At 69.3% G+C, this 13430-nt stretch carries 12 protein-coding genes; 9 read left to right on the top strand and 3 right to left on the bottom strand.

What is annotated here, in order from left to right; all coding sequences use genetic code 11:
• Positions 1 to 140: 140 nt before the first annotated feature.
• The 3 genes from RWR81_RS01355 to RWR81_RS01365 form a co-directional block, all read right to left on the bottom strand.
• Positions 141 to 1088, bottom strand: coding sequence for an aldo/keto reductase (locus tag RWR81_RS01355; RefSeq protein WP_314453299.1), 948 nt, complete (start codon positions 1086 to 1088; stop codon positions 141 to 143).
• 154 nt (positions 1089 to 1242) lie between these two features.
• Entirely contained in the window at positions 1243 to 2088 is an 846-nt protein-coding gene (locus RWR81_RS01360; RefSeq protein ID WP_314453302.1) for a hypothetical protein, read from the bottom strand.
• 168 nt (positions 2089 to 2256) lie between these two features.
• On the bottom strand, positions 2257 to 3042 hold the full coding sequence (locus RWR81_RS01365) for an SDR family NAD(P)-dependent oxidoreductase (protein WP_314453304.1): 786 nt from the start codon (positions 3040 to 3042) through the stop codon (positions 2257 to 2259).
• A 107-nt stretch (positions 3043 to 3149) separates the two neighbouring features.
• Here RWR81_RS01365 and RWR81_RS01370 point away from each other — a divergent pair, with 107 nt between their 5' ends.
• The 9 genes from RWR81_RS01370 (at position 3150) to RWR81_RS01410 (ending at position 13367) form a co-directional block, all read left to right on the top strand.
• The gene (locus tag RWR81_RS01370) at positions 3150 to 4517 is read left to right on the top strand and encodes a Na+/H+ antiporter family protein (protein ID WP_314453306.1); all 1368 of its coding nucleotides are present in this window, start codon (positions 3150 to 3152) and stop codon (positions 4515 to 4517) included.
• Between the two features lie 118 nt (positions 4518 to 4635).
• On the top strand, positions 4636 to 5460 hold the full coding sequence (gene proC, locus RWR81_RS01375) for a pyrroline-5-carboxylate reductase (RefSeq protein WP_314453309.1): 825 nt from the start codon (positions 4636 to 4638) through the stop codon (positions 5458 to 5460).
• A 490-nt stretch (positions 5461 to 5950) separates the two neighbouring features.
• A complete protein-coding gene (locus RWR81_RS01380) occupies positions 5951 to 7654 on the top strand; it encodes a nitrite/sulfite reductase (RefSeq protein WP_314453311.1) in 1704 nt (567 codons plus the stop codon).
• Positions 7651 to 8445, top strand: coding sequence for a phosphoadenylyl-sulfate reductase (locus RWR81_RS01385; RefSeq protein ID WP_314453314.1), 795 nt, complete (start codon positions 7651 to 7653; stop codon positions 8443 to 8445). The genes RWR81_RS01380 and RWR81_RS01385 overlap by 4 nt, the downstream gene beginning before the upstream one ends.
• On the top strand, positions 8442 to 9446 hold the full coding sequence (cysD, locus tag RWR81_RS01390) for a sulfate adenylyltransferase subunit CysD (protein ID WP_314453317.1): 1005 nt from the start codon (positions 8442 to 8444) through the stop codon (positions 9444 to 9446). The genes RWR81_RS01385 and cysD overlap by 4 nt, the downstream gene beginning before the upstream one ends.
• Positions 9446 to 10804 carry a GTP-binding protein gene (locus tag RWR81_RS01395; protein ID WP_314453320.1) on the top strand — a complete coding sequence of 453 codons (1359 nt, stop codon included), beginning with the start codon at positions 9446 to 9448 and terminating at the stop codon, positions 10802 to 10804. Before cysD ends, RWR81_RS01395 begins: the two co-directional genes overlap by 1 nt.
• Before the next feature lie 3 nt (positions 10805 to 10807).
• A complete protein-coding gene (gene cobA, locus RWR81_RS01400; protein ID WP_314453323.1) occupies positions 10808 to 11599 on the top strand; it encodes a uroporphyrinogen-III C-methyltransferase in 792 nt (263 codons plus the stop codon).
• Positions 11600 to 11640: 41 nt separating this feature from the next.
• The gene (locus tag RWR81_RS01405; protein ID WP_314453327.1) at positions 11641 to 12684 is read left to right on the top strand and encodes a sulfite exporter TauE/SafE family protein; all 1044 of its coding nucleotides are present in this window, start codon (positions 11641 to 11643) and stop codon (positions 12682 to 12684) included.
• Positions 12681 to 13367: a CbiX/SirB N-terminal domain-containing protein gene (locus tag RWR81_RS01410; RefSeq protein ID WP_314453330.1), complete on the top strand. Its 687-nt coding sequence runs from the start codon at positions 12681 to 12683 to the stop codon at positions 13365 to 13367. The genes RWR81_RS01405 and RWR81_RS01410 overlap by 4 nt, the downstream gene beginning before the upstream one ends.
• Positions 13368 to 13430 lie beyond the last annotated feature (63 nt).

Raw genomic sequence — 13430 nt, forward strand, 5'->3', positions numbered from 1 at the left:
TGTCCCGGAGCCGGCGACCGTGACCGAATCTGCACACACCAACAAGAACTTCAGGGACGACACGAATACGCGTCGTCCCTGAAGAAAATGTTGATCTGTGGGCGGTGATACTGCTGGTCACCGGCTCGGAGCCGCTCGGTCTATCCGGCTGCGTTGAGCTCCTCAAGGGCCTCTTCGGGAAGGGTGAGACGGGTGGCCTCGACCGCATCAGTGAGCTGGGCGATGCTGCTGACGCCCACGATCGGGGTGATGGCCGGCTGCTGGACGTTGAGAAGGGCCAGGACGACCTGGCTCGGCTTCACGGCCAGCCTGCCCGACCACTGACGCAGCACCGTCAGCCGGTTGTGGGTCCCCGGGTGCTCGTATGCCTCGGGCAGCGGGCGCTCCGGGTGCTCGTATGCTCCGGTGAGCAGCGGTGTGTACGCCCACAGGTCCAGCCCGCAGCGCTCGGCGAGGTCCTTGCTCTCGATGGTCATCATCCCGTGGGGATGGTCCTCACCCTCAACCGGGATATCCGGCCTCGGGTGAAGATACGACTCCCGCAGCTGCAGAGCACTGAAGCCGGCTGAGCCCTGCTGGTAGGCGTGCACGTTGGCTGCGGCGGCGTACCAGGCCGGGTGGTTGGACAGCCCGATCCGTGCGGTCAGTCCTTGCTCAACCAGGTCGCCGAAGGTCTCGGCGACATCCGAGGCCGACTGCTCCCGGTCCTCCATATGGGCCCAGTACATGTCGATGCGCTCCGTCTGCAGGCGCTGCAGACTGTCCCGGATGGCCCGGTTGACAGTGTCCCTGCCAAGACCTTCCACGGCGTCCGGGAATCCGTGAGGGCGGGTCGGCTCCGCACCGACCTTGGTGCTGATCCTCACCTGGTCGCGCACACCGCGATCAGTGAGCCACTGACCGATGACGGTCTCGCTCTGGCCTCCGAGGCCGGCCTCGGAGCCCCAGAACGCGTAGCAGTTCGCGGTGTCGATCCACTGGCCGCCCAGATCCAGGTAAGCGTCGAGGATCTCCCAGGTTTGGGCGGCAGGCAGGCGGGTTCCGAAGTGCATGGTGCCCAGCGCCATGCGGGGACGTACGTCAGTCATCGGGGTACTCCCTCCGTGTTTCATCAGGGTGAGCGGTGCGAGACGTGCCAGCGACCGTAACCGATTCTGCAGACCTCAACAAGAACTTCAGAGACGACACGGATACGCGTCGTCTCTGAAGAAAATGTTGATCTGTGGGCCGCGGCTGACGCTCTCAGCCCTGCGTGCTCGGGGCGGCGTCCTGCTGTTGGAGGACCCCGGAGGAGGAGCCGGAACCGCCCTTCTGGTTGCCGTCACCCGTTCCGGATCCACCGGACGCCTCGCCGTCGGGCGTGGTCCGGCCAGCTCCACCGGAGCCTCCTCCCGGACCTCCCTGGCGTCCCTGACTGCCAGGGCCGCCCTGGCCACCACCGGGACCGCCTCCGGGCATCTGTCCGCCGGGAGCCCCCTGGCCTCCAGGACCGCCTTGCCCACCGGGAACCCCCTGGCCGTTGCCGGACTCCTGTTGGGCATGACTAACACGGGCATCACCGTCATGGTCGAGCAACTCGTTGGCGCCCCAACCGGCCGCGAAGGTCCCGGCCAGCAGCGCCGCCCCGGCAGCCCCCACAACGACGCGACGGCGGTACCAGGGCCCACGCACCTTGGCGCGGGTCTTCTTAACGGTGTCGGAGACGGAACCGGCAACACCGATGGTCGCGGCGTTCTGGACATCCGGGGAGATCCAGGACCCTCCCAGCCTCGTGTCGGCGGTGCTGCTGCCGGCTACAGCCGCCCGAGCCACGTTGGCCGAAGCATCCGTGGCCGTCTGGTTGCCACGGTCGTCACTGTCCTGGCTGCCTTTCTCCGCTTCTGACGCGCTCTCCACGGCGGATTCCTTGGCGGAGTCCGCCGCTATGCCCTGCGTTACGAACTCTGCGGCGTCGCCACCGACCGCACCTTGCGAGAGGATCTGGGTGCCGTCGTCGGTGCTGTCCCGGGTGGGAAGGCTCTCCGTGGCCGCATCATGCAGGGAGGTTTGGGCATTATCGTCACCGCTGGAGGAGACGTGCTTGGTCATGGGGGTCCTTTCAGTCTGCTTCCCGGCCCAGCCGGGGCTGGCGCAGACGTTAGGGACCTGCTCTGTGCCCGAAGCAGGTCAGACCTGTGGACCGCCTATGTCCAGCGTCCAGCAGTACATCAACAGTTCAGCGGCGGATCACCGGCCCTGAGGGAAGGACCGCTCCCCTCACTGCTCCCGGGCCACCAGCGTGTTGGAGGCCTGGGCCCGCGGCCGCACCACCATGGAGTCGATGTTGACGTGCGCGGGCAGTTCCAGCGTCCAGACGATGCAGGCGGCGACGTCGTCGGCACTGAGCGGCTCAGCCACGCCGGCGTACACCTTCGCAGCAGCCTCGGCGTCACCGTGGAAACGATTGAGGGAGAACTCCTCGGTAGCCACCATGCCCGGGGCGATCTCAATGACGCGTACCGGCTCCCCCACCAGCTCCAGGCGCAGCGTGTTCGCGATGATCCGCTCGGCGTGCTTGGCGGCCACGTAGCCGCCCCCACCCGGGTAGGTGTCGTGGGCGGCCGTGGAGGTGAGGAAGACCAGGTCGCCACCCCGCTCGCGCATGCCGGGCAGGAACGCCTGACTCACGCGTAGGGCCGCCAGGACATTGCGCTCGTACATGGTGGTCCACTCCTGCGCATTGCCCTCGGCGACCGGGTCGACTCCCAGCGCGCCACCGGCGTTGTTGACGACGGCATCCACGGGGCCGCTTGCAAGCACCTCTCGGGCCAGTCGCTCGACGTCGCCCGGCACCTGGAGGTCAGCGGCCACCCAGGTGCAGTCGGTATCGGCCGCCAGCGCCTCAAGGCGCTCCACCCGCCGGGCGGTGGCCACGACCTCCCAGCCGTGGGAGCGTAGAAGCCGGACAGTGGCGGCGCCGATACCGGTGGAGGCCCCCGTCACGAGGGCGCGGCGGGCCGAGGAAGAGCTGCTGATGACGTCATACTTGTTCTCGCTCACCATTCCACGATACGTCCTCGTCATGTGTACCTGACACAATCGGCCTCGGTTCGGCTAACCGCCCCGGTCCGATCGAACCGCACAACCCGGCCCCCATCGGAAGGCAGCCCGTGAATGCCGTCATCCTTGCCGTCCTGGTCATGCTCATCCTGGCGATGCTGCGTGTCCATGTGGTGCTCTCGCTATTCGTCGGTGCACTCGTGGGTGGCCTGACCGCCGGCCTGGGGATCAGCGAGACGATGGTGGCCTTCCAGGACGGACTGGCCGCCGGGGCCAAGATCGCCCTGTCCTACGCGCTACTGGGGGCCTTCGCCATGGCGGTGGCGCACTCGGGTTTGCCCCAGCTGCTGGCGAACTGGCTCATCGCCAGGATCGAGACCGAGGACGGTTCCACCTCCAAGCGGGCGGTGCGCATGACGACTATGTTGGTGCTGGGCGGCCTGACGACCATGGCAGTCATGAGTCAGAACCTCATCCCGGTCCACATCGCCTTCATTCCGCTGGTGGTCCCGCCATTGCTCATCGTCATGAGCCGCCTGCAGCTGGACCGACGCGCAGTGGCATGCACCATCACCTTCGGCCTGGTGACCACCTACATGTTCCTGCCCCTGGGCTTCGGGCGGGTCTTCCTTCACGACATCCTCTACGCCAATATCAAGGACGCGGGCCTGGACGTCTCCCACGTCTCGGCCACTCACGCCATGGGGATCCCGGCGCTGGGCATGATCACGGGCCTGCTCATCGCGGTGTTCGTCACCTACCGCAAGCCCCGCGTCTACCGGGTCGACGTCGGCAGCGGCTCCGACTCGGGTGAGGAGATCTCCGGTCCCGCCGAGATCAACCGTCGCAAGGTGGCGGTCGCACTGATCGCCGTCGTCGCCTGCTTCGCGGTCCAGACCTTCCTGACCTGGACGGAGTCCAAGGCCGATCCACTCCTGGTCGGGGCGCTCATGGGCCTGCTGCTGTTCATGGCCACCCGTGTCGTCACCATTGCCGAGGCCGATGACGTCTTCACCGGCGGCATGCGGATGATGGCCCTCATCGGGCTCATCATGATCACGGCCCAGGGTTTCGCCAATGTCCTCAAGGAGACCAAGCAGATCGAGCCGCTGGTGAAGTCCGCCACCTCCCTGTTCGCCGGTTCCAAGCCCGCGGCCGCCTTCGTCATGCTGCTCGTGGGCCTCATTGTGACGATGGGCATCGGCTCATCCTTCTCCACCCTGCCGATCATCTCCGCGATCTATGTCCCACTGTGTTTGTCCCTGGGATTCTCCCCGGTGGCCACGGTCTCCCTCATCGGAACCGCAGGGGCGCTGGGGGACGCCGGCTCACCGGCGTCGGACTCCACGCTGGGCCCCACGGCTGGTCTCAACGCCGACGGACAGCACGACCATATGCGCGACTCGGTCGTCCCGACCTTTCTCCACTTCAACATCCCTCTGCTCATCGCCGGGTGGATCGCCGCCATGGTGCTCTGAAGCCGGCCGGATGCAGCGGGAGCCCTCACCACGAATCGACCGACTCACCGGAAGTCGCTCCGCCCGGCGCACCGGCGCGGTACCGTATTGGTCTCACGTCTCACGAGCAGGAGGCCTCATGCGTATCGGTTTCATCGGTGCCGGCAACATGGTCAGCGCGATCGTGCGAGGGGCAGTGGCCGCGGGAACGCCGGCCGGACACCTCCTGCTCACCAGCAAGCACGGCTCCGCCGAGCGCCTGGCCGACCAGGTCGGGGCGATCCACGTGCCCGACGCCGCAGACCTGGTCTCACGCAGCGACGTTCTCATCCTGGGTCTCAAGCCCCACGTCATTCCCAGCGTCCTGCCCCGCCTGTCCGAGGCCATCGGCCGCAGCAAGCCCCTGGTGGTCTCCATCGCGGCCGGCCTGACGCTCGAGCGCCTGGAGTCGCTGCTGCCGGCAGGCACCCGAGTGGTGCGCACGATGCCGAACATGGCTGCAGCCGTGGGTGAGTCCATGACGGCGCTGGCGCCGGGACGCAACGTGAGCGCCCATGACCTGGAGACGGTGCGCACCCTCATGGAGTCCATCGGGCGCACCGTCATCCTGGAGGAGAAGGACTTCTCCGCCTTCATCGGCCTGGCGGGCTCCTCCCCCGCCCTGGTGTGCGCCTTCGTCGACGCCCTGGCGCGCGCCGGCGTCATGGGCGGAATCCCCAAGGCCCTGGCCGTCCAGATCGTGGCCCAGGCGGTACTGGGCACTGCCCGCACCGTGCAGACCGAGGCCCAGCGCACCGCCGAGGGCGGGCACGGCCGCACCCCGGCCGACCTCATCGACGCGGTCTGCTCCCCCGGCGGCACGTCGGTGGCCGGGATGGTGGCCCTGGACCGGGCCGGCTTCTCCGACGCCGTCGTGCGCGCCTTCGAGGCCATCGTCGAACGAGACCGCGAGTTGGGCGCGTAACCGCAAGCACGAGCCGGCAGGTCCCACCCCGCCCCGAGCCATTCCTGCGCCCCGACGGACACACGTCTCGCCTAGGGCCGCCATGTATTCACCATACATCCACCATGCATCCGCACCCCTACGCGAAAAGATCGCTCTCAGCAACGACATCGTGACCGGAAGCACACATCATTCTTGCTTGCTGTCAGATAAACCCGCCGCTATCGTTTCGGCCATGACCTTCTCTCACGCAGTTCTTTTCAGCGGTGTTTATCCCGCTGACATTCTGCGTGCTCACGCGGTCATGTGTTGTCGGGCCTGACCAGCGCCTGACACCACGGGGACTTCGCCCCCCGCAACGAGGTATCCGGCGCAACGAAGCGTCCGGAAGGCCCCGTTGAAGCGGCTGACGCCAACCGAACGGCTCCACAGGTTCTGTACGCAGCAGCACCCCAGGCCGGCCCCGGACGCTCCTCATGTGCCAATGACACGCCACCGTCATGGAGGAGCAATGACCACCACCGTCACGCCACCTGTCCGCACCGTGCGCCCGCCGCGCAAGGCCCGGTCGAACGGCCAGTGGGCCCTCGACGGGCGCAATCCGCTCAATGACAACGAGGCCTTCAAGCAGGACGGGTCTCCGCTGGCGGTACGCGAACGGATTGTGAACATCTACGGCCCTGGCGGCTACGAGACCATCGCGCCCGACGACCTCAACGGCCGTTTCCGCTGGTGGGGTCTGTACACCCAGCGTAAGCAGGGTATCGACGGGGGCCGCACCGCCCAGCTGGACGCCTCCGAGCTCTCCGACCGCTACTTCCTGCAGCGGGTGCGTCTGGACGGCGGGAGCCTGAGCCGCGAGCAGCTGCGCGTGCTGGGCTCGGTCTCCAACGACTTCGCCCGCGGCACGGCGGACATCACCGACCGGCAGAACATCCAGCTCCACTGGGTCGAGATTGATAACGTGCCCGAGCTGTGGCGGCGCCTGGAGTCGGTGGGTCTGACCACGATCGAGGGCTGCGGGGACACGCCCCGGGGGTTCCTGGTCTCCCCGGTGGCCGGTATCGCCAAGGACGAGGTCATCGATCCGACCCCGCTGGCCGAGGCCATCAAGGCCACCTACCTCGGCGACCCCGAGCTGGCCAATCTGCCCCGCAAGTTCAAGACCGCCATCACCGGCTCCCCCAGCCTCGACATCCTCCACGAGATCAACGACATCTCCTTCGTCGGCGTCAACCACCCCGAGCTCGGTCCCGGCTACGACCTGTGGGTGGCCGGCGCCCTGTCCACCGCCCCACGTCTGGGCCAGCGGCTGGGAGCCTTCGTCACGCCCGAGGACGCCCTCGACGTCTGGCATGGCGTCATCCGCATCTTCCGCGACTACGGCTACCGTCGCCTGCGCAACAAGGCCCGGCTGAAGTTCCTCATGGCCGAGTGGGGGCCGGAGAGGTTCCGCCAAGTGCTCCAGGACGACTATCTGGGGCGCACCCTGCCCGATGGTCCGGCACCTGAGGAGCCGAGCGGAGACTCCGACCACATCGGCGTCCACGAGCAGAATGATGGCCGCTTCTGGGTGGGGGCCAAGCCGCCCGTCGGCCGGTTGAGCGGTGACGTCCTGCTGGACCTGGCCGACCTGGCTGAGCGGGTCGGCTCGGACCGAGTGCGCACCACCCCGCTGCAGAACCTACTGCTCCTGGACGTGCCGGCTGACAAAGTCGACGACGCCGTCTCCGGCCTGCGAGAGCTGGGGCTCGATCCCGATCCGGGCGCCTTCACCCGCTCGACCCTGGCCTGCACCGGGCTGGAGTTCTGCAAGTTCGCGATCGTGGAGACCAAGAAGCTGGCGGCGCGCGTTTCGGCCGAGCTCGACGCGCGCCTGGCTGACACCGAGCTCGAGCGACGCATCACTCTGACCGTCAACGGCTGCCCGAACTCCTGCGCCCGCATCCAGATCGCGGACATCGGTCTCAAGGGCCAGATCATCACAGTCGATGGCGAGCAGATGCCCGGTTTCCAGGTGCACCTGGGCGGCGGCCTGGCTACCGACGGGCGCGCAGAGGCCGGCCTGGGCCGCACGGTCCGGGGCCTCAAGGTTCCAGCCTCCGGCCTGACCGACTACGTCGAACGCCTGGTGCGTCGCTACCTGGACCAGCGTCTCCCCGAGGAGAGCTTCGCCCAGTGGGCACACCGAGCCGATGAGGAGGCCCTGCAGTGAATACCGTAACCGCAGAGAGTGCCCGGGTGCCCCTGGGCCCGCCACACCGCGATCCCGCTGCCGCCTCGAAGTCACAGGGCGCAGGCAGGGCTCCGCTGAGATCCACGGAGGAGTTGCGTGACCTGGCCGAGGCCGGCGCGCGCGAGCTCGGTGACGATGCCCCGGCCCTCGACGTCGCCCAGTGGGCGGCCCAGAACTTCCCCGACACACTGGCCGTGGCCTGCTCCATGGCCGACGCCGTCCTGCCGCACGTGATCTCCCGGGTTCTGCCCGGCGTCGACGTCCTCTTCCTGGACACCGGGTACCACTTCGCCGAGACCGTGGGCACCCGCGACGCCGTGGCCGCCACTATGGATGTCACCGTCGTCGACGTGGCTCCCGAGCTGAGCGTGGCCGAGCAGGACGAGCGCTACGGGCCGGACCTGTGGTCGCGGGACCCGGCCGCCTGCTGCCGTCTGCGCAAGGTCGAGCCGCTGGCCCGGGCCCTGAGCGGCTACGAGGCCTGGGCCACCGGGGTGCGCCGTGAGGACGCCCCGACCCGCACCCGCACGCCGCTGATCGGCTGGGACACCACCCACGAGATCGTCAAGATCAACCCCCTGGCCGCCTGGAGCATGGCGGACCTGACCGGCTACGCCGACCAGCACGGCGTGCTCATCAACCCGCTCCTCTACGACGGATACCCCTCGATCGGCTGCGCCCCGTGCACGGCGCGAGTCAAACCCGGAGACGACCCCCGTTCCGGCCGCTGGGCCGGATTCACCAAGACAGAATGCGGAATCCACCTATGAGTATCACCCTGCCCCACACCCGTCCCGTCCCTACTCCCTCCCCCGCGCAGGCACCAGTCCTCGAACCGGCCGATCTCTCCGACCTTTACGAGGCCCCCACGGCCGCCGAGGCCCTGGACATCCTTGACGTCCTGGAGGCCGAGGCCATCCTCGTCATCCGGGAGATCGCCGCCGAGTGCCGCCGCCCCGTCCTGCTGTTCTCCGGAGGCAAGGACTCCGTGGTCATGCTGCACCTGGCGCGCAAGGCCTTCTGGCCCGCTCCGATCCCCTTCCCCGTCCTGCACGTGGATACCGGCCACAACTTCCCCGAGGTACTGGCCTACCGTGACCGGACGGTCGAGGACCTCGGTCTGCGGCTCGTGGTGGCCCGCGTCCAGGACTACATCGACGACGGCCGTCTGCGCGAGCGCACCGACGGCACCCGTAACCCGCTTCAGACGATCCCGCTCCTCGACGCCATCGAGGAGGGCGGCTTCGACGGCGTCTTCGGCGGTGGACGCCGTGACGAGGAGAAGGCCCGCGCCAAGGAGCGCATCGTCTCCCTGCGCGACGAGTTCGGCCAGTGGGACCCGCGCAACCAGCGCCCCGAGCTGTGGAACCTGCTCAACCCCCGCCATCGCCCCGGTGAGCACGTGCGGGTCTTCCCCTTGAGCAACTGGACCGAGCTGGACGTGTGGCGCTACATCGAGCGCGAGGACATCGCCCTGCCCGGCCTCTACTACGCCCATGAGCGCGAGGTCTTCCTGCGTGACGGGATGTGGCTGGCCGCCGGAGGCATCAACCGGCTGCGCGACGGCGAGCAGATCGTCACCCGCACCGTGCGCTACCGCACCGTGGGCGACATGTCCTGCACCGGCGCCGTCGAGTCCGCCGCCGCCACCAACCACGACATCGTCCTGGAGGTCGCCGCCTCCACCCTGACCGAGCGGGGAGCCACCCGCGCCGATGACCGCCTGAGCGAGGCGGCCATGGAGGACCGCAAGAAGGAGGGCTACTTCTGATGAGCACCCCCACCCTCACCGATATCCCCGCCGAGGCCGAGGCGCACGCCGCCGCCACCGGCTCGCTGCTGCGCCTGGCCACGGCCGGCAGCGTCGACGACGGCAAGTCCACACTAGTAGGCCGTCTGCTGTTCGACTCCAAGTCCGTCCTGCGCGACCAGCTGGCCGCCGTCGAGCGGGTCAGCCTGGATCGGGGCCTGACCAGTGCCGACCTCGCGCTGCTGACCGACGGTCTGCGGGCCGAGCGGGAGCAGGGCATCACGATCGACGTCGCCTACCGGTACTTCGCCACCCCGCAGCGCTCCTTCATCCTGGCCGACTGCCCCGGACACGTGCAGTACACCCGCAACACGGTCACCGGCTGCTCCACGGCCGACGTCGTCGTGCTGCTGGTGGACGCCCGCAACGGGGTCCTGGAGCAGACACGCCGCCACCTGGCGGTCGCCGCCCTCCTGCGGGTCCCGCACGTCATCGTGGCGGTCAACAAGATCGACCTGGTGGACTTCTCCGCCGAGGTCTACGCGGCCATCGAGGCCGATATCCGCGCCGTGGCCGCCGAGCTGGGCGTGGCCGAGATCCACGTCCTGCCGACCTCCGCGCTTCTGGGCGATAACATCGTCGAGACCTCGGCGAGCACTCCCTTCTATAAGGGGCCGACCCTGCTGGGGCTTCTGGAGTCCCTGCCCACCGCCCGCGACGAGGGCGCCTTCCGCCTCCCGGTCCAGCTGGTCATCCGTCCCCAGGGGGCGGCGCCGAGGCCCGAGCTGCGCGACTACCGCGGCTACGCCGGGCAGATCACCTCGGGCACGGTGCGCGTCGGCGATCCCGTGGTGATCCTGCCCTCGGGCAGGCGCTCGCATGTGGCCGGTATCGATCTGGGTGAGCGCAGCCTGGAGGAGGCCGTTGAGGGCCAGTCGGTGACGGTTCGCCTGACCGACGACGTCGACGTCGCCCGCGGTGACACCCTGGCCGCGGCGGGGGACGCGCCCCAGGTGCTCACCGAGGTCGACGCCCGCGTGTCCTGGCTGAGCGAGGAGCCCCTGCGCCCCCGGGCGCGGGTGCTGCTCAAGCACGGTGCCCAGACGGTCCAGGCGATCGTGCGCGCCGTTGAGGGGCGCCTCGACCTGGATGACCTGACCACGGTGCCGGCGGACGCCCTCGAGCTCAACGACATCGGCCTGGTGCGGCTGCGTCTGGCCTCGCCGGTGCCGTTGGCCGACTACTCGGTCTCCCGGTCCGACGGCGCCTTCCTCCTCATCGACGCCCACGAGGGCGGCACACTCGGGGCGGGCATGGTGCAGCTGGCGGGTGCAGGCAGCAGCGAACCGGCTGCCGCCGCATCCTCAGGCAGGGGCTGAGGCATGACCCACGAGATCTCTCCACATGCACCCACTGGCTCCACAGACGGCTGGGTGGCGCTGGTGGGAGGTGGCCCGGGCAGCAGCGGCCTCATCACCGCCCGCGGCCTGGAGCTGTTGGGCCAGGCGGATGTGGTCGTCGTCGACGCGCTGGCTCCCCGGGACCTCCTGGAGGACCTTGGACCCGACACCGAGGTCATCGATGCCTCCAAGCGGCGCGGCCGGCACGTTATGAGCCAGGAGGGGATTGATGCGCTCCTGGTCGACCTGGCCCGGCGCGGCAAAGGGGTGGTCCGCCTCAAGGGCGGCGATCCCTACGTCCTCGGGCGCGGTGGGGAGGAGGCAGCCGCCTGCCGCGCGGCCGACGTCGCCGTTGAGGTCGTCCCGGGGATCACCAGCGCCATCGCCGTGCCCGCCGCGGCGGGGATCCCCGTGACCCACCGGGGGCTGTCGCGCGGCTTCTCGGTCATCACGGCTCATGCGGATCTCGGGGTGCTCCCCCAGCGCCGCGATCACACCCTCATCCTGCTCATGGGGGTCTCCCGGCTGCGGGACTCGGTCGCCTCCCTGCTGGAGGCCGGCAGCGACGCGGCCACTCCGGCGGCGATCATCGAGCGTGGCTACCACACCGACCAGCGCGTGACCACCACCGAGCTGCGATGTCTGGCCGACGTCGCCGCCCGGTACGGCGTGACCGCACCTGCGGTCATTGTCATCGGCGACGTCGTCACCCTGAGCCCCTACTGGGCTGACCGAGTCGTCGAGGTGACCCGGCCGGAGAGTCCCGCCGCTTGAGTCCACTCGGCGCATGCAGACCGAATGTCCTGGAGTCTCTGATGCGCAAGCTTGTTCTTCTCGCCCTCGTCGGCCTGGCCGCCCAGCTGGTCGACGGCGCCCTCGGGATGGGGTACGGCATGACCTCCTCCTCCCTGCTGCTTCTGGCCGGGCTGAGCCCGGCACTGGCCTCGGCCTCAGTGCACCTGGCTGAGATCGGCACGACCCTGGCCTCGGGGGCCTCCCACTGGAGGCTGGGCAACACCGACCCCCGTCTGGTGGTCCGGCTGGGGCTTCCCGGCGCGGTGGGGGCCTTCAGCGGAGCCACGGTCCTGTCTCATCTGTCAACCCGCGCGGCGACCCCGGTGACGGCGAGCCTGCTGATTCTGCTGGGGACCTATGTCCTGGGGCGCTTCGCCCTGCACCCACCCAGGGGATCCGGTAGCCGGCGCTCCCCGCACGGCAGGCGGCTCCTGGTTCCCCTGGGACTGGTGGGAGGTTTCGTTGACGCCACCGGCGGAGGCGGCTGGGGACCAGTGGTGACGACGACGCTGCTCACTGGCGGTCGCACGGCGCCGCGCACCGTGGTCGGCTCGGTGGGGGCCTCGGAGTTCCTGGTGACGGTGGCGGCCTCGACCGGTTTCCTCACCGGTCTGGGCACGGCGGGCATCAGTCTCGGGATCGTCCTGACCCTGCTGGCCGGCGGGCTGGTGGCCGCACCGATCTCCGCCTGGCTGGTCTCCCGTCTGCCCGGAGCAGTGCTGGGCACCGCCGTCGGCGGGTTGATCCTGGCCACGAATCTGCGCATCGTACTGTCCTGGGCCGAGGCCTCTGCCCGAACCGGGGTCGCGTTGTACGGCGTGCTCGGGGCGGTCTGGGCGGCCTTCCTGGCCCTGGCGGTCCGCAAGGCGCGCGCTAGCGCCAAGGACGCCCGCGAGGACACCGATCAGGCGCTTGAGGAGGTCCGATCCACTCATCAGCGCAGCCATGCACCTGAGGCCGCTGTACCGGGCGAGCCGATCACCGCCGGTGGGCCCGTCGGGTCGATGCCGGTCGAGCCGGCTCGTTCCCGCACGCATGCGGATCTGGTGGTGGAGCCGGTATGAGTGCACGTCCTCTGGTTCTCCTCGCCCACGGCTCGCGCCGGCCGGGGCCGTCCTGTCTGCTGTCGCGCACCGCCGAGCGCGTCCGCACGATCCTGCCGGAGGTGGAGGTGCGCACCGGTTACATCGAGCTCCAGCCGCCTGACCCGGCCACGGCGCTGAAGGGGCTGGCGGATCCGGTGGTCCTGCCCTTCTTTCTGGCCCGGGGCTACCACGTGCTCCATGACGTACCCAAGGCAGTGGAGCGTCATGGCTCCGGGACCGTTGTCGGGCACCTTGGGGTCGAGGACCACTTGGTGGAGGCCCTCGCCCAGCGCCTGCATGAGGCGGCCGTACCCCAGGGCGGGCTCGAGGCGCTCGATCACATGGTCCTGGGCGCAGCCGGGTCACGTCAGGCGGCGGCGCTGGAGGAGGTCGAGGCGGTCACGCGCGGGCTCGAGGCGCTCCTGGGTCGAAGGGTGACGCCCGCCTACCTCTCGGCTGCGAGTCCCAGCGTCCGCGACGCGGTGAGCACGGCCCGGGCCCGGGGCGCCAAGCGGGTGGGTGTGGCCACCTTCCTGCTGGCGGAAGGGCGTTTCCACAACGCGCTGCACTCCACCGGCGCGGACGTCGTAGCCGCCCCGATCGGCGACCACCCGGCAATCGCCGAGCTGGTGGCCCGCCGCTACCGGGAGCAGATCGCCTGACCGCGAGCGCACCCTGCCCCCGAGCCGGGCGTTACTCGCGGAGGGTGACCGTTTTTCGGCACC

The organism is uncultured Actinomyces sp. (assembly GCF_963526355.1).
In the GTDB taxonomy this organism is placed as follows: Bacteria; Actinomycetota; Actinomycetes; order Actinomycetales; family Actinomycetaceae; genus Actinomyces.

What these genes read in the sequence shown, in the direction of transcription:
- RWR81_RS01355 (WP_314453299.1), bottom strand. Translation starts at nt 1,088, where the DNA reads ATGACTGACGTACGTCCCCGCATGGCGCTGGGCACCATGCACTTCGGA.
- RWR81_RS01360 (WP_314453302.1), bottom strand. Translation starts at nt 2,088, where the DNA reads ATGACCAAGCACGTCTCCTCCAGCGGTGACGATAATGCCCAAACCTCC.
- RWR81_RS01365 (WP_314453304.1), bottom strand. Translation starts at nt 3,042, where the DNA reads ATGGTGAGCGAGAACAAGTATGACGTCATCAGCAGCTCTTCCTCGGCC.
- proC (WP_314453309.1), top strand. Translation starts at nt 4,636, where the DNA reads ATGCGTATCGGTTTCATCGGTGCCGGCAACATGGTCAGCGCGATCGTG.
- RWR81_RS01380 (WP_314453311.1), top strand. Translation starts at nt 5,951, where the DNA reads ATGACCACCACCGTCACGCCACCTGTCCGCACCGTGCGCCCGCCGCGC.
- cysD (WP_314453317.1), top strand. Translation starts at nt 8,442, where the DNA reads ATGAGTATCACCCTGCCCCACACCCGTCCCGTCCCTACTCCCTCCCCC.
- RWR81_RS01395 (WP_314453320.1), top strand. Translation starts at nt 9,446, where the DNA reads ATGAGCACCCCCACCCTCACCGATATCCCCGCCGAGGCCGAGGCGCAC.
- cobA (WP_314453323.1), top strand. Translation starts at nt 10,808, where the DNA reads ATGACCCACGAGATCTCTCCACATGCACCCACTGGCTCCACAGACGGC.
- RWR81_RS01405 (WP_314453327.1), top strand. Translation starts at nt 11,641, where the DNA reads ATGCGCAAGCTTGTTCTTCTCGCCCTCGTCGGCCTGGCCGCCCAGCTG.
- RWR81_RS01410 (WP_314453330.1), top strand. Translation starts at nt 12,681, where the DNA reads ATGAGTGCACGTCCTCTGGTTCTCCTCGCCCACGGCTCGCGCCGGCCG.